At 61.3% G+C, this 17875-nt stretch carries 13 protein-coding genes; 6 read left to right on the top strand and 7 right to left on the bottom strand.

What is annotated here, in order from left to right:
• Positions 1 to 6: 6 nt before the first annotated feature.
• A complete protein-coding gene (locus PFU01S_RS17305) occupies positions 7 to 1884 on the bottom strand; it encodes a 1-acyl-sn-glycerol-3-phosphate acyltransferase (protein ID WP_027915774.1) in 1878 nt (625 codons plus the stop codon).
• A gap of 203 nt (positions 1885 to 2087) precedes the next feature.
• Here PFU01S_RS17305 and bglX point away from each other — a divergent pair, with 203 nt between their 5' ends.
• Positions 2088 to 4337: a beta-glucosidase BglX gene (gene bglX / locus PFU01S_RS17300; RefSeq protein WP_154665189.1), complete on the top strand. Its 2250-nt coding sequence runs from the start codon at positions 2088 to 2090 to the stop codon at positions 4335 to 4337.
• Between the two features lie 71 nt (positions 4338 to 4408).
• On the opposite strand, the gene PFU01S_RS17295 is transcribed toward bglX, so the two are convergent.
• From PFU01S_RS17295 to PFU01S_RS17285, 3 genes are all read right to left on the bottom strand, one after another.
• Positions 4409 to 5242 (bottom strand): amidohydrolase family protein, encoded by an 834-nt coding sequence (locus PFU01S_RS17295; RefSeq protein ID WP_027915772.1) that lies wholly within the window; start codon positions 5240 to 5242, stop codon positions 4409 to 4411.
• 21 nt (positions 5243 to 5263) lie between these two features.
• Positions 5264 to 6532 carry an MFS transporter gene (locus PFU01S_RS17290; RefSeq protein WP_027915771.1) on the bottom strand — a complete coding sequence of 423 codons (1269 nt, stop codon included), beginning with the start codon at positions 6530 to 6532 and terminating at the stop codon, positions 5264 to 5266.
• Between the two features lie 124 nt (positions 6533 to 6656).
• On the bottom strand, positions 6657 to 7388 hold the full coding sequence (locus PFU01S_RS17285) for a GntR family transcriptional regulator (protein WP_027915770.1): 732 nt from the start codon (positions 7386 to 7388) through the stop codon (positions 6657 to 6659).
• Positions 7389 to 7623: 235 nt separating this feature from the next.
• Between PFU01S_RS17285 and PFU01S_RS17280 the strand changes: the two genes are divergently transcribed.
• Positions 7624 to 11097, top strand: a complete 3474-nt coding sequence (locus PFU01S_RS17280) for a hybrid sensor histidine kinase/response regulator (protein ID WP_027915769.1) — start codon at positions 7624 to 7626, stop codon at positions 11095 to 11097.
• Here the strand turns inward: PFU01S_RS17280 and PFU01S_RS17275 are convergent.
• Positions 11069 to 12439, bottom strand: a complete 1371-nt coding sequence (locus PFU01S_RS17275) for a DNA recombination protein RmuC (protein WP_161780409.1) — start codon at positions 12437 to 12439, stop codon at positions 11069 to 11071. The genes PFU01S_RS17280 and PFU01S_RS17275 overlap by 29 nt on opposite strands.
• 202 nt (positions 12440 to 12641) lie before the next feature.
• The gene (locus PFU01S_RS21905; RefSeq protein ID WP_081783932.1) at positions 12642 to 13058 is read right to left on the bottom strand and encodes an SEL1-like repeat protein; all 417 of its coding nucleotides are present in this window, start codon (positions 13056 to 13058) and stop codon (positions 12642 to 12644) included.
• A 939-nt stretch (positions 13059 to 13997) separates the two neighbouring features.
• Here PFU01S_RS21905 and PFU01S_RS17270 point away from each other — a divergent pair.
• The 3 genes from PFU01S_RS17270 (at position 13998) to PFU01S_RS17260 (ending at position 16365) form a co-directional block, all read left to right on the top strand.
• Complete coding sequence (locus tag PFU01S_RS17270; RefSeq protein ID WP_027915766.1) at positions 13998 to 14222, top strand: hypothetical protein; 225 nt, start codon at positions 13998 to 14000, stop codon at positions 14220 to 14222.
• Between the two features lie 249 nt (positions 14223 to 14471).
• Positions 14472 to 14954 (top strand): hypothetical protein, encoded by a 483-nt coding sequence (locus PFU01S_RS17265; RefSeq protein ID WP_028686856.1) that lies wholly within the window; start codon positions 14472 to 14474, stop codon positions 14952 to 14954.
• 145 nt (positions 14955 to 15099) lie between these two features.
• Positions 15100 to 16365 carry an OmpP1/FadL family transporter gene (locus PFU01S_RS17260; protein ID WP_023533893.1) on the top strand — a complete coding sequence of 422 codons (1266 nt, stop codon included), beginning with the start codon at positions 15100 to 15102 and terminating at the stop codon, positions 16363 to 16365.
• Between the two features lie 42 nt (positions 16366 to 16407).
• Here the strand turns inward: PFU01S_RS17260 and PFU01S_RS17255 are convergent, their stop codons facing one another.
• A complete protein-coding gene (locus PFU01S_RS17255; protein WP_028686857.1) occupies positions 16408 to 17337 on the bottom strand; it encodes a LysR family transcriptional regulator in 930 nt (309 codons plus the stop codon).
• Between the two features lie 115 nt (positions 17338 to 17452).
• Here PFU01S_RS17255 and PFU01S_RS17250 point away from each other — a divergent pair, with 115 nt between their 5' ends.
• Positions 17453 to 17710: a DUF2798 domain-containing protein gene (locus PFU01S_RS17250; RefSeq protein ID WP_028686858.1), complete on the top strand. Its 258-nt coding sequence runs from the start codon at positions 17453 to 17455 to the stop codon at positions 17708 to 17710.
• Positions 17711 to 17875 lie beyond the last annotated feature (165 nt).

Raw genomic sequence — 17875 nt, 5'->3', positions numbered from 1 at the left:
GTTTGCTCAGCGAATGCCTGCGCGCAGGCCAATGACCTGCTCGCGCAGCCGCTCTGGTAGCGCCTCCTGTGCAGGGATGGCGCTGCCTGCCACGACGGTCACACGGGACCACATTCTTCTGAAAAACCCTTTGGCCGGGTCGCGACTGAAGAAACTGCCCCACAGCCCTTGCAGCGCCAGGGGAATCACCGGCACCGGCGTCTGTTCAAGGATATGGCTCAAGCCGCCCTTGAACACGTCGACCTCACCGTCCCCTGTCAGCTTGCCCTCGGGAAAGATGCACACAAGCTCGCCGTCAGCCAGGTAACGGGCAATGCGGGTGAAGGCGCGCTCGTACGTCGCCAGGTCCTCGCTGCGTCCGGCAATCGGAATGGCGCCTGCGGTGCGAAACACGAAGTTGAGCACGGGCAGGTTGTAGATCTTGTAGTACATGACGAAACGAATGGGACGGCGTATCGCGCCAGCGAGCAACAAGGCATCGACGAACGACACGTGGTTGCACACCAGCAATGCCGCGCCTTCGTCGGGAATGTGCTGCAGCCCCTGGTGCTTGACGCGGTACATCGAGTGACTGAGCAGCCAGATGAGAAACCGCATGGTGAATTCAGGCACGATGCTGAAAATGTAGGCGTTGACGGCGATGTTCAGCAGCGAGACGACCAAAAACAGCTGCGGGATGTCCAGCCCAGCCACGCCCAGCAGCACCATGGTCAACAGGGCCGATACCACCATGAACAACGCATTGAGGATGTTGTTGGCAGCGATCACCCGCGCGCGCTCGTCTACGGCGGTGCGTGCCTGAATCAATGCGTACAGCGGCACGATATAGAAACCGCCAAACACCCCGAGCCCGACGATGGACAGCAGAATCCACCACGCCTGGCTCAGGCCCAGCAGGTCGAGCCAGTCATGGGCGCTGGCAGCGCTGGGCACATCCCCGGAATGCCACCACCACAGCAGGCCGAACACGGTCAGGCCAAAGGAGCCGAACGGCACCAGCCCGATCTCCACCTTGCGCCCGCTCAGACGCTCACACAACAAGGAACCCAGGGCGATGCCCACCGAGAACAGCGTCAGCACCAGGGTGACCACGGTGCCATCGCCGTGCAGCCAGTCCTTGGCATAGGCCGGGATCTGGGTCAGGTAGATGGCGCCGACGAACCAGAACCAGGAGTTGCCGACGATCGAGCGCGATACCGCAGGCGGCTGGGCAAGGCCCATGCGCAGGATAGTCCACGACTGCCTGAAGATGTTCCAGTCCAGCTTCATGTGGGGTGAGGCAGCGGCGGCACGGGGAATCCAGCGGCTGGCCAGATAGCCCAGTACGGCAGTGCCCACTACGCCACCGGCTACCACCGCGGCATAGCGTTCGGTCGACATCATCACCCCGGCGCCGATGGTGCCGGCGAGGATAGCCAGGAAGGTGCCCGTCTCCACCAGCCCATTGCCGCCTACCAGCTCTTGCTCACGCAGCGCTTGGGGCAGGATCGAGTACTTCACCGGCCCGAACAGCGCCGAATGGGTACCCATGCCGAACAAGGCCACCAGCATGAGGGCCAGGTGATTGGTCGCAAACCCCAGCGCGCCGATCGACATGATGCCGATCTCCGCCAGCTTGATCACACGAATGAGCGCGTCCTTGGGAAACTTCTCCCCGAACTGTCCACCCAGCGCCGAAAAAAGAAAGAACGGCAGGATGAACAGCAAGGCACACAGATTGACCCAGATGGATCGGTCACCGTCCCCAAGGCTCAGCTTGAACAGGATGGCCAGGATCAGCGACTGCTTGAACAGGTTGTCGTTGAACGCACCGAGCGACTGAGTAATGAAGAAAGGCAGGAAGCGCCGCTTGCCGAGCAAGGTGAATTGCGAGGAATGACTCATCGTCCTTGGTCCTGGGTGAAGCCGCGAGGGCACGGGTGAAGGAAGGTCGTGGGGATTGCACAGATATCGGGGATAGGCAACTGGTAGATCTGCGAGTAGCGAGCTTGATCACTCAGGTGGCAATGTCAGGGAAATTCGCCCAGGAAGTCAATGGAGTGACCCCTCCCCGCAAGCGAGCAACCCGCTCACCTGCACTCACGGCCATGTTGATGCTTTGCGCAGCGATAGGGCCTGTCACCGCCCTGGCTAACAAGCCTGACGCGCAGCAAAAGACGTTCATCGACAATTTGCTCTCGCAGATGACCTTGCAGGAAAAGATCGGACAGTTGCGAATGGAATATGCCGCTCAAGGTGATGCGCCTCAAGACATGAACACAGCCATCGCAGCCGGGAATGTGGGGGCGATGTTCACCCACCCGGCTGCCAACAGTACGGATTTGCGCAGGCTACAGGCCATGGCGGTCGAGCGTAGCCGGCTGGGTATCCCGCTGTTCTTTGCAGGTGATGTAATCCATGGACGTCGCACCATTTTTCCCATCAACTTGGGTCAGGCGTCCAGCTGGGACCTGCGCGCGGTGGAAAAAAGTGCACGCGTTGCAGCAATCGAGGCGACCAACGATGGCTTGGACATGACCTTCGCTCCCGTCTTGGATGTCAGTCGCGACCCGCGGTGGGGACGCATCTCCGAAGGCTACGGCGAAGACACGCACCTGGCCTCGCGCATGGGTGAGGCTGCCATCCGCGGTTTGCAACGACCGCATCTGGCAGCACCGGACAGCCTGATGGTTTGTATCAAGCATTTTGCCGGTTATGGAGCGGTTGAGGGAGGGCGCGACTACAACACGGCTGACATGAGCGAACAACGCCTTCATCAGGATTACCTGCCCCCCTTCAAGGCTGCCATCGAAGCCAAGGCCGGTGCCGTGATGACTGCACTGTCCAGCCTTAATGGCATCCCTGCAACGGCCAACGGCTGGCTCTTGAAAGACCTGCTTCGCACACAGTGGCAGTTCAAAGGCTTAGTCATCAGCGACCACGGCGCAGTGGCAGAGCTGATAGACCATGGCGTGGCCCGTGATGGCACCCAGGCGGCCAAGGCAGCGCTGACCGCTGGCACACAAATGAGCATGAGCGACCGTCATTACCGTGACCAGCTGGCTGGCTTGATCAAGCAAGGACAGGTCAGCGAAGCCGAGCTGGACGGCGCGGTTCGCCAGGTGCTCACAACCAAGTACGAATTGGGCCTGTTTGATGCCCCTTATCAGCGCCTGGGTGCCGACGCCGCTAGCGAGCAGATCGGACAGCATCGTGCCCAAGCGCGGGATATGGCGCGCCGCTCCTTGGTGCTGCTGAAAAACCGAAACCGCACGCTGCCGCTGCATAAAAGCATGAACATCGCCTTGATCGGCCCATTGGCCGATAACGCGGCAGACATGCTTGGCAGTTGGTATGCCAATGGCAGACCCGAGGAGGTGGTCACGCTTCGCTCCGGCATGCATCAGGCTCAAGCGGGCAAGGGTCGATTGCGCTATGCCAAAGGGGCCAACATCATTGACGATCCATCGGCCCTGATGCTTCTTGCGGACAAACACGTCGACATCGATCCAAGCCCTCCCGCAGCGATGCTCAAGCAGGCCCTGGCGGTGGCTCGGCAAGCCGATGTAATCGTCGCGGTGCTTGGCGAGGCGCGCGGCATGTCCCATGAGGGTGCGAGCAGGACCGAGCTGGGTCTACCCGGCGGACAACGTGCGCTGCTCAAGGCATTGAGCGATACCGGCATTCCAGTGGTACTGGTTTTGATGAATGGCCGCCCGCTTGCCCTCGACGACGAAACCAAGTGGGCCGATGCCGTACTGGAAACCTGGTATAGCGGGAGCGAGGGGGGTAATGCCATCGCTGATGTGCTGTTTGGCGACTACAACCCCTCCGGGAAACTCCCAGTGACGTTCGTGCGCAACGTCGGCCAGATCCCCCTGTATTACAACCATCTGAACACCGGCAGGCCGTTCGACCCCATCAACCCCGCACCTTACCGGTCGCGCCACTTCGACGTCGATGACACCCCTCTTTTTCCTTTTGGCTTCGGGCTGAGCTACACCCAGTTCGATGTCTCAGCCCCACGCTTGTCCACCGACCGTCTGCGTCCGGGTGAGCGCTTGAAGGTTCGAGTCACTGTTACCAATCAGGGACCGTTGGCGGGCGAAACAACCGTGCAACTCTATCTTCGGGACCTGAGCGCCTCTGTCAGTCGGCCCGTCAAAGAACTCAAAGGCTTCCAGAACATCTTCCTGGAGCCTGGCGCTGCCAGAGACCTGACGCTGGAGATTGCACCCACCGCGCTAGCATTGGTGGACCGTAACCTGCAATGGGTGACCGAGCCCGGTAACTTCGAAGTGATGGTCGGACTGGACTCGCACCACGTCAAAACAGCCACATTCGAACGCCTGCCGTGACTGCTTGCCCCGACGACCCCGCTACAGGATCGCTATAGGTTGACCGAAGCCTTGCGTACCCATTCTTTCGCTCAATTGAAACGGTACAAGTCCTTGGCCGTCTCCAGCAACAGCGCCTTGCGCAACTCGCTGGAGCAGCCTAGGGCCTGCAATTGCTCGAGCGCCTGGCCATAACTCATCGTGCGTTCGTGCTGCGTATGCGGCCAATCGCTGCCCCACATCAGGCGCTCGGCCCCATAGTGCGCTTCCAGCGCGCCCAGCGCCTGGCGGGCGAACAGCTCGTTCTGCTCGGGCGAGCCTTCCAGGCGGTAGATACCGGAAACCTTCACCCAGACATTGCCCTGCCCGCCCAGGGTCAATAGGTCGGCGAAGCCTCCCTGCCCCAGCCCGCTGCGCGCATCGGGCCTTCCCAGATGGTCGATGACGATATCCAGCCCGTACGGTTGCAGCGCCCGCACCAGGGTGGGAATGTCCGCCAGTTGTCGATGCAGCTCGACGTGCCAGCCCAGTTCGGCCATGCACGCGAAGCGATGGCGCCACTGCGGGGCCGCAAGGTCCGGCAGTGGTTGCCCCATCAGGTTCAGGCGCACGCCTCTGACCCCAAGCTGGTCCATCTGTATGAGGGTTTGGCGCGCAACGTCCGGCTCAAGCATCACCACCCCCCGCAGGCGCCCCTGAGCGGCTTGCAGGGCACCCAGCAGATAGCCATTGTCGGTCCCCAGGAAACTGGGCTGCACCAGAACGCCGTGACTGAAACCGTGCGCCTGCAACTGGCTGAGGTAATCCGCCAACGGTGCATCGTACGCGGGGGCATAACGGCGCTCGCGCGCCAATGTCAGCCCTTGACTGAACACGTGGGCATGGCTGTCGATGGCAATCATGGATGAAGCAGGGTTGTGAGGCATGTCTTTGATCTTTCGGTCAGGTTACTGGGCGGCCACACCGGGCGCTTGCGGGGCAGGCTCGAGGTTGCGGCCGCGCGTTTCAGGCAGGCACAGTGCAGCGATCACCGCCACGCCGTAGGCGATGCCGGCATCAATGCCGATGGCGGTACCCAGCGACATGGATTCGCTCATGTGCCCGACCAGGAAGGGGAAGACCGCCGAGAGCACACGGCCAAAGTTGTAGCAGAAGCCAACCCCCGCTCCCCGCACATCGGCAGGATACAGCTCGTTGAAGAAGGCGCCGAGGCTTGCTGGAATGCCGGCTGCGAAGAAGCCCAGCGGGAAACCCAGGAACAGCATCTGCGTATTGCTCAACGGGAAGAAGACATAGGCCTGAACCGTCAGCACGCAGCACAGCGCAAACAGCAGGATGTTGCGACGCCTGCCGATGCGATCGATCAACAACCCGCTGACCACGCAGCCACACCAGAACGCAAAGATGATCACCGCCAGGTAGCCACCGGAATTGAGCACCGACAAGTTGCGTTCGGTCTTAAGGAAAGTCGGCAGCCAGGTCATCACCGCGTGGTAGCCACCATGCGCCCCCAGGCCCAGCAAGCCGCCCAGCAACGTGACGCGCAGCAATTCAGGGCGAAAGATCCCCGCCATCGAGGCGAAGAAACCCTGGGGAATGGCGTTCTGTTTCTGCAGGCGTTGAAAGCTGTCCGGTTCTGGAACGTTGCGACGCACCCAGATGATCAGCAGCGACGGCAACAGGCCCACGAAGAACATCACGCGCCAGGCGAATTCCTGCGGCACCAGCGAATAGATCAAGGTGAACAACGCTACCGCCAGGCCCCACCCTACCGCCCAGGCGCTTTGCACCGTACCCATGACCTTGCCGCGGTACTTGGGGTTGATGGTCTCGGCCATCAGCACGGCCCCGGCCGCCCACTCCCCACCAATGCCAAAGCCTTGCATGGCCTTGACGAACAGCAGTGGATAGAAGCCTGTGACGAAAGCCGAGAGGAATGTGAAGCAGGAGAACCACAGGATCATCCACTGCAAGGTGCGCACGCGGCCGTACCGATCCGACAGGGTTCCGCCAAGCCAGCCGCCGATCGCCGAGGTCACCAGGGTAAGGCCACTGATCAGGCCCGCATCGCCTTTGGACAGCGAGAAAGCCGCGATCAGCGCGGGAATGGCCAGGCCGAACATCTGCACTTCCAGCGCATCGAGCGACCAGCCCCCAAAACAGGCCCAGAAGGTCTTGCGTTCGCGCGATGTAATTTGGCGGTACCAGCTGAACATGATTCTTATCCTTTTAAGGGTGAAGGGTACGCTGGGTTGCCCTCAACGCAGACAACCGAGCAGGCGAAGCCACTGCGCCCTGGTGACGGGGCGCAGGCAGATAAAGAAGGTTGAAACGGCGCGGTCAGCGAATATCGATGCGGTAGCGGAAGTGCTGCGCGTGTCCCCGCGACCGGCGCCACTCCAGGGGTTTGCCGGCGTAGTCACGGGCCAGCCGTTCGATCACCACAATAGGGCTGCCGGCCGGTACCTGCAGAAGGCGCCCATGCACTTCATCCACGGCCTCGGCAGTCAGGGCTTCTTCGGCGGCTGCGACCACTTGCCCACACAGCTGTTCGTAGATCGGGTAGAGCAATGGGCCCTTGTTATCCAGATCAGTCTCCAGCAGCAACTGGAACGGCTGGCGGGGCAGCCAGATGTCCTCGGCCAGCACGGGCTGGGCATCGAGCAGACGAAGCCGCTGCAGATGGATCACATCGGCCCCGGGTACGAGCCCCAAGGCCTGAGCCACGGCAGACGGTGCCGCCACGGCGTTCATGCTCAGGATGCGACTCATCGGCACGACGCGCTCGCCGTTGACAGCTTCGAAGCGGAAGAAGCGAAACAGCGAGGATTGGAACTGTGGACGGCGGATGAAGGTACCTCGCCCCTGCTGGCGCTCAAGCACGCCTTCGGCGACCAGCGCATCGATGGCCTTGCGCACCGTGCCCACCGACAGGTCGAATTCACTCGCCAGTGCAGCCTCGGTGGGGATCGCCTCACCCGGGTGCCAGCGGTTGTTAGCGATCTGCGCTACCAGATGGTCGCGTAGCTGTTGATAGCGTGGCAGTCGTGTGTCGCTGGCGAGTGGAAGCATGGCTGTATTCTCGTCTTGTTATATAGACATCTATATGAATTTTTCGAGAGTATTTGCTTCCAGGCATCGCCTGTCAATCCTCCACCCGTCTGCTGGGCCCCGCACGAGCCCGCAATTTGGGTGCGTCACGCTGCGACCACCTGCCACTGCGACCATCGTCTGCGCTGACGGCGCGCCACCTGTCGTGCCAGACTGGCTGACCGGGCCTCGTTATCCATTTAGCTTCGGAGTCACCATGTCGTTGTCCAGCGGGCTGATCGCCGCGGTCGCCCTGGCCTATATGGCCGTCATGTTCGCCATCGCCTTCTATGGCGACCGGCGTAGCACCCCTTTGCCGCCCAAATTGCGTGCCTGGGTGTACAGCCTGTCGCTGGCGGTGTATTGCACCAGCTGGACGTTCTTCGGCGCGGTCGGACAAGCGGCCGAGCAGCTGTGGGCATTCCTGCCGATCTACCTGGGGCCGGTATTGCTTCTGGTCTTCGCACCGTGGGTGGTGCAGAAGATGGTGCTGATCAGCAAACAGCAGAACATCACTTCCATTGCCGACTTCATCGCTGCCCGTTACGGCAAATCCCAGACGCTGGCCGTGGTCGTGGCACTGATCTGCCTGGTGGGCGTGCTGCCCTACATTGCCCTGCAGCTCAAAGGCATCGTGCTGGGCGTCAATCTGTTGATCGGCGCCAGTGCAGACGCCACCGGCACGCGCGTACAGGACACTGCGCTGGTGGTGTCGCTGGTGCTGGCGCTGTTCGCCATCGTATTCGGCACGCGCAGCCTGGACGTCACCGAGCACCACCGGGGCATGGTGCTGGCGATCGCGTTCGAGTCGTTGATCAAGCTGTTGGCGTTTCTGGCCGTGGGGATCTTCGTCGTCTTCAACCTGTACGATGGGTTCGATGACCTGTTCACCCAGGCGCGCCAGTCCATCGAGCTGCACGATTACTGGACAGAGACCATCAACTGGCCGTCGATGGTGGTCCAGACGGCTGTCGCCATGATGGCCATCATCTGCCTGCCTCGGCAGTTCCACGTGACCGTGGTGGAAAACATCGAGCCACAGGACATGCGCCTGGCACGCTGGGTGTTCCCGATGTACCTGGCCCTGGCCGCACTGTTCGTGGTGCCCATCGCCCTGGCGGGGCAGATGTTGCTGCCAGGGACGGTGATGTCGGACTCGTTCGTGATCAGCCTTCCCCTGGCCGAGGCACACCCCAGCCTGGCGCTGCTGGCATTCATCGGTGGCGCGTCAGCGGCTACCGGCATGGTCATCGTAGAAGCGGTCGCGTTGTCGACCATGGTTTCCAACGACATGCTGCTGCCCTGGTTGCTGCGTCGCAACAACGCCGAGCGACCGTTCGAGGTGTTCCGGCACTGGATGCTTTCGGTCCGGCGGGTCACCATCGTGGTCATCCTGCTGCTGGCGTACGTCAGTTACCGCCTGCTGGGTTCTACGGCCAGCCTGGCGACCATCGGCCAGATCGCGTTTGCTGCCGTGACCCAACTGACGCCCGCCATGCTCGGGGCGCTGTACTGGAAACAGGCCAACCGCCGGGGTGTATTCGCAGGTCTGGCGGCGGGCATCTTCCTGTGGTTCTACACCCTGGTGCTGCCCATCGCCGCCCACAGCCTGGGCTGGTCGTTGCAGGTATTCCCAGGGTTGGCGTGGTTGCACGGCAACCCCCTGAATCTGCCGATCAGCCCGCTGACCCAAGGCGTGGTGCTGTCGCTTGCCGGCAACTTCACCCTGTTTGCCTGGGTCTCGCTGCTGTCGCGTACCCGCGTGTCCGAGCACTGGCAAGCGGGCCGCTTCATTGGCCAGCAGACCAGCGCCCGCCCCAGCAGCAAGCCCTTGCTGGCGGTGCAGATAGACGACCTGCTGACCTTGGCATCGCGTTTCGTGGGTGAGGAGCGCGCGCGCCAGAGCTTCATCCGTTTCGCCTACCGCCAGGGCAAAGGCTTCAACCCCAACCAGAACGCCGACGGTGACTGGATCGAGCACACCGAGCGGTTGTTGGCCGGTGTCCTGGGCAGTTCGTCTACCCGTGCAGTGGTCAAGGCAGCGATCGAAGGCCGCGACATGCAGCTCGAAGACGTGGTGCGCATCGCCGATGAAGCGAGCGAAGTGCTGCAGTTCAACCGGGCACTGCTGCAGGGCGCCATCGAAAACATCAACCAGGGCATCAGCGTGGTCGACCAGAACCTGCATCTGGTGGCCTGGAACCGGCGTTACCTTGAGCTGTTCAATTACCCGGACGGGCTGATCAGCGTGGGACGGCCCATTGCCGACATCATTCGCTACAACGCCGAGCGCGGCCTGTGCGGCCCAGGGGAGGCCCAGGTGCACGTAGCCCGGCGTCTGCACTGGATGCGCCAGGGCCGGGCCCACTCGTCCGAGCGGCTGTTCCCCAATGGGCGCGTGATCGAGTTGATCGGCAACCCGATGCCCGGTGGCGGTTTCGTGATGAGCTTTACCGACATCACGCCGTTCCGCGAAGCCGAGCAAGCGCTGCGCCATGCCAACGAAAGCCTTGAGCAACGCGTGGCAGAGCGCACCTACGAGCTGTCGCAACTGAACCAGGCGCTGACCGAAGCCAAGAGCCATGCCGAAGCGGTCAGCCAGTCCAAGACTCGCTTTTTGGCTGCGGTCAGCCACGACCTGATGCAGCCTCTGAACGCCGCCAGGTTGTTTTCCGCGGCCTTGTCGCAGCAAGCCGAAGGCATGACCGAGGAAGCCCGGCAACTGGTTCAGCACATGGACACTTCACTGCGTTCGGCCGAAGAACTGATCAGCGACCTGCTGGACATCTCGCGCCTGGAAAACGGCAAGATCACCCCCGACGCCAAGCCATTTGCCTTGAACGAGCTGTTCGACACCCTTGGGGCGGAATTCAAGGTACTGGCGGCAGAGAAAGGCCTGGCGTTCCGCCTGCGCGGCAGCCGCCTGCGGGTCAACAGTGACATGAAGCTGCTGCGCCGCGTGCTGCAAAACTTCCTGACCAACGCCCTGCGCTATGGCAAGAGCCCGATCCTGCTGGGTGCCCGCCGCCAGGGCGAGCGCCTGTGGCTGGAAGTCTGGGACAGGGGCCCTGGCATCGCCGACGACAAGCTGCACGTGATCTTCCAGGAGTTCAAACGCCTGGACAGCCATCAGACCCGCGCCGAAAAAGGCCTGGGCCTGGGCCTGGCGATCGCGGACGGACTGTGCCGAGTCCTGGGTCACACACTGGAGGTACGTTCCTGGCCAGGCAAGGGCACCGTGTTCCGTGTGAGCGTGCCGATCTCTCTACAACCAGCCCCTGTCACTTCGGCGGTGGAGCAACGCAGCGAGCCGCTGGCCGGGCTGCAGGTGTTGTGCGTGGACAACGAAGACAGCATCCTGATTGGCATGAACAGCCTGCTCAGCCGCTGGGGCTGTCAGGTGTGGACCGCACGCAGCCGCAGCGAGTGCGAGGCCCTGCTGGCCGAGGGCATGCGCCCACACCTGGCCTTGGTGGACTATCACCTGGATGAAGGCGACACCGGCACGCGCCTGATGGGCTGGCTACGCACCCGATTGGGCGAACCGGTGCCCGGGGTGGTCATCAGCGCCGACGGCAGCAAGGAAACCATCGCCCTGGTGCATGCCGCAGGCCTGGACTATTTGCCCAAGCCGGTCAAGCCGGCTGCATTGCGGGCCCTGCTCAACCGTCATCTGAGCCTGGTGCAGTAACTGCCTGGTCGGGCACTTCATCGGCGAAGGCGCGTTCGAGCAAGTCGGGCGACAGGCTTTTGCTGGCCCGGGCGCCGAGCAGCTTGAGCTGCTCGCTGCGACTGACGAGATTGCCGCGCCCTTCGCACAGTTTGTTACGTGCTGCCGCATAGGCCTTGTCCACCTGTTGCAGGCGGCTGCCCAGCTCATCCAGGTCCTGGATGAACAACACGAACTTGTCGTACAGCCACCCGGCACGTTCGGCGATTTCCCGGGCGTTCTGGCCTTGGCGTTCCTGCTTCCACAAGCTGTCTATCACCCGCAAGGTGGCCAGCAAGGTGGTGGGGCTAACGATGACGATTTGCCGGTCGAAGGCTTCCTGGAACAGGTTGGGCTCGGCCTGCAGTGCCGCCGAGAACGCGGCCTCGATGGGCACGAACAACAGTACGAAATCCAGGCTGTGCAGGCCTTCGAGGCGGCTGTAGTCCTTGCTCGACAGGCCCTTGACGTGACTGCGCAGCGACTGGACGTGCTGCTTGAGCGCCGCCTCGTCGTTGCCTGACACGAACTGCTGATACGCCGTCAGGCTGACCTTGGCATCGACCACCACCTGCTTATTGCCCGGCAACATGATCAGCACATCTGGCTGGAAGCGCTCACCGTCAGCGCTCTTGAGGCTCACCTGCGTCTGGTACTCCCTACCCTTCTCCAGCCCTGCGTGTTCGAGCACGCGCTCCAGGATCAGCTCGCCCCAATTACCCTGGGTTTTCTGCCCCTTAAGCGCCTGGGTGAGGTTGGTCGCTTCATCGGACAGACGCAGGTTGAGTTGCTGCAGGCGCTCGAGTTCCTTGCCCAGCGAAAAACGCTCGCGGGCCTCCTGCTGGTAACTTTCCTCGACACGCTTTTCGAACGCCTGGATACGCTCCTTCAATGGGTCGAGCAGTTGGCCAAGGTGCTGCTGGCTGGTTTGAGCAAAGCGCTGCTCACGCTCATCGAAGATCTTGGTGGCCATGTCGGCAAACTGGGCGCGCAGCGTATCGCGGGCCTCCTGCAGGTCTTCGAGACGCTGCTGGTGGCTTTCCTGCTGTTCACGCAGCTCGGCTTCGAGGCGTGCGGCCTGGGACTCCAGACGACGCTGCTCGGCCTCGCGAGTCGCGCGTTCCAGGTTCCAGGCATGGGCCGCATCACGGGCGTTGTCCCGCTCGATCTGCAGCAACTCCAGCTCTCGCCCCTGGGCTGCCAGCTGCGTCTGCTTGAGGGTATTGGCTTCGCTGAGGTCACTGACTTCATCACGGCTGGCCTCGAGCTGCGCCTGCAAACCGGCCTGGGCCAGCTGCGCTGCGTTCAGACGCTCTTCAAGCAAAGCACGCTCGCCATGCCGTGCTGCATGCCGACGCTGAAGCTGCATGACCCACACCAGGCACGGCACCGCGCCCGCCACCAAGCCCAGCAGAATGCTGGCCAGATCCACTGTCATGCCTACCCCGGTCACTGTCTGGCAAATTCGCTGAAGCTTAACAGCCTGACCGGCAGGTTGCCCGTGCCGCCGTCACAGGCGGTGGTCCTCAGTGCCCAAACCACTGACGCAGTAGCCGACGGGCCTCCTGGGACCCCTTCCCGGCCGCCAATTCCAGCCAGCTACGGGCCTGCTCGGGCGCAGACGCCCGGCACGCCCGGGCATACTCCACCTGGGCACGACAATCGCCAGCGCGTGCGGCCTGGCGTAGCAGGTCATGGCCAATACGCCGATCACGGGCGCTGCCGCAATCGCGGCAAAGCATCTGCCCCAGACGGCTTTGAGCTACCACCACACCCTCGCGCGCCGGACGCTTGAGCAACCGCCCAGCCAGGTGCTTGACCTGAGGCTTGTCACCCAGGCGCGAACTGTCGAGTAGCCATAGGGCAACCTTCAGGGTGAACCGTCCGGGACGCTCTGCAGACGAGGGTATGGGGCTGGCAAGTTGTTTACTGCGAGACTTCATGAGCGGCAGGTCAGGCAAATCGAAAAGCGCGCCACTCTACCGGTTTTCGACGTGCGGGCCTAACCCTGAGGATTTTTTTTATAAAAATTTCATGTGATTGTTTCTTGACGTTTGCGAGACGATGGATGGTCATTCGAACTGGTCTGATTCTTGGCGAGACCCGAGGCAGCTTGGCGCCAACCCCGCACTAGAGCAAGCGGCGGCGACAATCCACAGTTCCTGTGGATAAGTCGGTGGACAACACCCTATTCCCCCCCGCCAAGCCCCGAATTACGGGGGCTTCTGTCAAACTGACGATTTTTTCACCAACGAAAAATAGTGTTTTTTTTCATTGACTTAACTGGCTAGTCAAGTCATTGGCGACTGGAGCGAAAGGTGGGACAGGTTTGATACACGTCCTCCTTTCGGTGTGAACAAACATCAACCGCGCATCCGTTCGTGTGTGAGCAAGGCGGCCAGGACACCCTTCGAGCACGCTCGGCCCCTTCCCACCGCCGGCATTAAGCGCCATACTGCTCGGCTACCCACGCACAATCAGGGCTTGCCTTCACCGAAAGGCTCAGGTAGGATGCGCCTCGTTAGTACCAAGCTGAAAGTCAATTCTGGCCCACAGTGTCCTTGCAGACTCGCTCTCCCAATAGCGCGCTGCTGAAACCAGGACCGGCCCTTTCGATGATTCGCCCGCAGCCGATACGCTGCCGCGACATCCATCACGAGTCCAATTGATCAGGATCCCGCGCGAAGGCCTAGAACCTTGGCTCCGCGTGCTGCCTGCCCTCTGAAGTACCTACCAGTCAGCCCAAGCGCCCACCATTGATTGCGCTCCCTCTGGCTGCTTTGTTCCAGCAGGTTCTCTCGTCCCTTAATAAAGACGTCACTGGAACGTTTCTATGATGCACGGATCTACTTCCCGTGTTTAATGCAGGAACCTCCAATAATATGCAAACTCAACATCAAATCCAGGCTGCAATCGGTACCCTTTCCCAGGCGTTCTCGCCGTTGAAATGCTTGCTCGTCGCACCCCGCAAAGGCAGCTTCAGCTTTACGCTGGTGGACGAACACGGTATCGCCTGCCATACCGAACGCCTGTACCACGAGCAGTACAGCCGCAGCGAACCGCTGCAGGCCGTCATCGCCCGTACCCGCCAGTCACTCACCGCGTGAGCGGTGAATGCTGCGGCATTCACCCATCAGATACACCCCCTCCCAGCTTGCCTGCACAAATCCAGCGTAATTGCCTTCGGGTATATCGCTCGGCTTGTCAGGCAGCAATCGATTTAAAAACAGCCTTTTACGTCACCCTTATCACACTACACTTCAACTCGAGCGGTGCACGCCGCTTCCGGCGGGCCTGACCGTTCACACAGCTGCCAAGCGCCTGCGCCCGCCGGTCCCTTACTGCTCGGGGGCACCATGGGTATTGCGGCCAAAGAACTACGTCAGCATGTCATCAGGCCCACACTGATCTACCTTGACCGTCACTGCGCCAGCGCCGAAGTGTTGTTGCTCGGCATCGCTGCCTGCCAGTCGGCTTTGGGATCGGCGCTGCACGGCAGACGCGGGCATGGCCTCTTTCGCATAGATGATCAGCGTCATCGGGCGCTCTGGGACGACTACCTGGCACGCGATCCAGACTTGGCCAGCCGTGTACGCGGCCTGGCCAGCCAACATGCCTTCCTGGGCGGACCCGACCTGGAACTCACCGTCAACCTGCGCTACGCCACTGCCATTGCCTGGCTGCTTGTGGAGGCCCAGGTGGTGACCTTGCCTGCCGTGGACGACCGGATGGGCCAGGCGCGTATCTGGCGGCAGATTTTCAACCCTCAGGGTCGCTTGCGAGACTTCACCGAAGCCTGGCAAGCCTGCATTGATCAGAAACTGCCAGTAGCTTCTTGAGACGGTTCTTACAGACTCAACTGAGAAAAGGAATTTTTAGTCGGATTGTCCTACAAAACCGCTCTATCTCCTGCGATTGCGCCTATAGCGCGACGCGTGATTTGTTGGTAGCTTTTCGCCTCGGAGATCCCAAGGAGTTCTAATAATGAAAAAAGTAATGCTCAAAACCTCCCTTGGCGTTGCTGTTGCGCTCGCATCGAGCCAACTGTTCGCCAGCGGCTTCGCGTTGAACGAACAAAGCGTCAGCAGCATGGGGACAGGTTTCGCGGGACGTTCCTCTTCTGCCGAGGATGCCAGCACCGTATACGGCAACCCGGCCGGCATGTCCCGCCTCAAGCGCCAGCAGGTCACCGTCGGTGGCGCAGCGGTCATCGCCAAAACCGATATCTCGGGGCCTGGCAGCAACCTTGGGGGGGAAACTGACGGTGACATGGTACCGGTCGTCGGCGTACCCATGGGTTACTACGTCAAGCCCATCGACGACCACTGGACCGTCGGCTTCGGTGTCTACGTGCCCTTCGGTCTGGTGACCGATTACGGCAGTGACGACGCGGCCCGCTATTGGGGCAAGAAAAGTCACGTGGAAGTGGTGACGTTCCAGCCTACCGTCAGCTATGCCTTCAATGACAAGGTATCGATCGGCTTCGGCCCGACCTTCAACCGGATCAAGGGCGAACTGGGTTCCAACCTGATCAACCCGGCCACTCCTGGGCGCAACGACGGTGAAGTCAAGATCAAGGGTGACGACACCGCAGTCGGCTACAACATCGGCCTGATGGTGCAAGCCACCGACCGCACGCGCATCGGCCTGACCTATCACTCCATGGTCGACTACAAGCTCGAGGGCAAGACCAAGGTCAACACCCCGCTGATCGGGCCATTCAACGGCAGCAAGTTCGATGCCTCGCTCAAGATCAAGACGCCGGAGTCGGTTGACCTGTCGGTCACGCATGAACTCGACGACCAATGGACGCTGTACGCTGGCAGCACCTGGACGCGCTGGAGCCGCCTGAAGGACATCACTGTACAGAACGATGTCCCGCGCCCATTGATCGGCTCTGCCTTCCAGACCATTTCGGAAGAACAGAACTGGCATGACACCTGGGCCCACGCCGTGGGTGCGTCGTACAAGGTCAACAAGGAGTGGGTGCTGCGTACCGGCTTCACGGTCGACCAATCGCCGACCAACAACCAGGACCGTTCGCCGCGCATCCCCACGGGCGATCGCAAGATCTTCAGCCTGGGCGCCGGCTGGAGCCCGAGCGAGGACATGACCATCGACGTGGCGTATTCCTACCTGTGGGAAGAAGACACCAAGGTCAATCAGGTCAGCGCCACCAAGGGCGCCTACCGTGCCAAGTACGAGAACAGCGCGCACGGTGTAGGGGCATCGCTCACTTACCGCTTCTGATCGTTACCGTTACCTTGAAAAACCGCCCTTGTGGCGGTTTTTTCATGTTGGCACTTGCCACTCTTCGCCCAGGTGGTCGCGCAGGTAGTGCATGAAGGCGTGTACCTTGCTCGTGAGTGCGAAGCGGTCGGCCACGCAGAGATAAACGTCCATGGGTGCTGTCTGCGCGTACGCCTGCCCGTCAGGGCCATGTTCGAACAGCGGCACCAGGGCACCGCAAGCCAGGTGCGGCCGGGCAATGAATGCTGCCAGGCGCGTGATGCCGCCGTCATGCACCGCCATCTGCGTCAGCGCATCGATGTCGTCGCAGATGAGCACGTCGCCAAATTCGGGCTCCAGGCGCTGCCCATCACGCATGAATCCCCAACGCAACAGACGGCCATCGACCGGGTAGCGAAACACCAGACAGCGGTGATTGCGCAGCGCCTCCGGCGTCTGTGGTACGCCGGCACTGGCCAGGTACCCTGGTGCGGCACAGCAGACGAAAGGAATGCGGGCGATGTGCTTGGCTATCAGGTGCTCGTCCAACTGGGGCGTGATGCGCAGGCTGACATCGATACCTTCACGTGCGTGGTCAACCTTTCTGTCGCTCATGACCAGTTCTATCGAAATGCGCGGGTACAGCACGCTGAACGCGGGTATCAGGGGCGCCAGGACGTGACGACCGAACGCAGAGGTCGACGCGATGCACAAACGACCTTGAGGTTCGCTTTCCGGGGTCATCACCGCTTGTTCAGCGCGCGCCAAGTCACGCTCTATCAGCCTGACATGCTTGTAGTACTGGGTGCCGGCGGGAGTCAGCGTCATACGCCGCGTTGTGCGGGTCAGCAAACGGACCTGCAAATGCCCTTCAAGCCGGGCCAGGTTCTGGCTCACAGCTGCTGGGGTAATGCCCAGGCTGCGGGCACCTGCTGCGATACTTCCGGCTTCGACGACCTTGATGAAGCTGCGGATGGCGTTGAGCAGGTCCATGCTGTGCCCTTGGGATTCGTAAGTTTTGCTTTATAAAGGAGTTAGGCGGAGCGGTCTACTGGTGAAGCGCAGTGGGTTGATAGGGTAAGGCCTCAATCGGACTCCAGGAGGTCGCATGACTAATGTCACTCAAAGCCGTCGTCGCAGGTTGCATGTGAATGCCACGCCGTATGTGTTTGCCTTTTACATGTCGGCCATCATGGCATTGCTGATGTGTTTCGTGATCACGGCAGCCAACGCCGGAATCGATCAGGATTATATGAGCAACGTACTGAAAGCTTATCGATTGGCGATGCCGGTAGCTTTTGTGTGCGTGTTGATTGTAAGGCCGATTGTGGGAAGGCTGGTTGCGATGACCGTGCATACGGCTTGAATGGCCGTGCAGCTGCTATCGTGGATAGGTAGATTAATCATCAGCAATCGCTATGCAGGGTACCCTCTTCACTAACCCCCTACCTGTAAATAACGGTCACTGCTATCGGTTTGGCTGTTGATCTTGATCTTGATCTTGCTCTTGATCTTGCTCTTGCTTTTGATC

This window comes from Pseudomonas fulva NBRC 16637 = DSM 17717, assembly GCF_000730565.1.
GTDB lineage: Bacteria > Pseudomonadota > Gammaproteobacteria > Pseudomonadales > Pseudomonadaceae > Aquipseudomonas > Aquipseudomonas fulva.
Note: the sequence above shows the minus strand (reverse complement) of the source record. Positions and strands in the feature narration are given on the sequence as shown.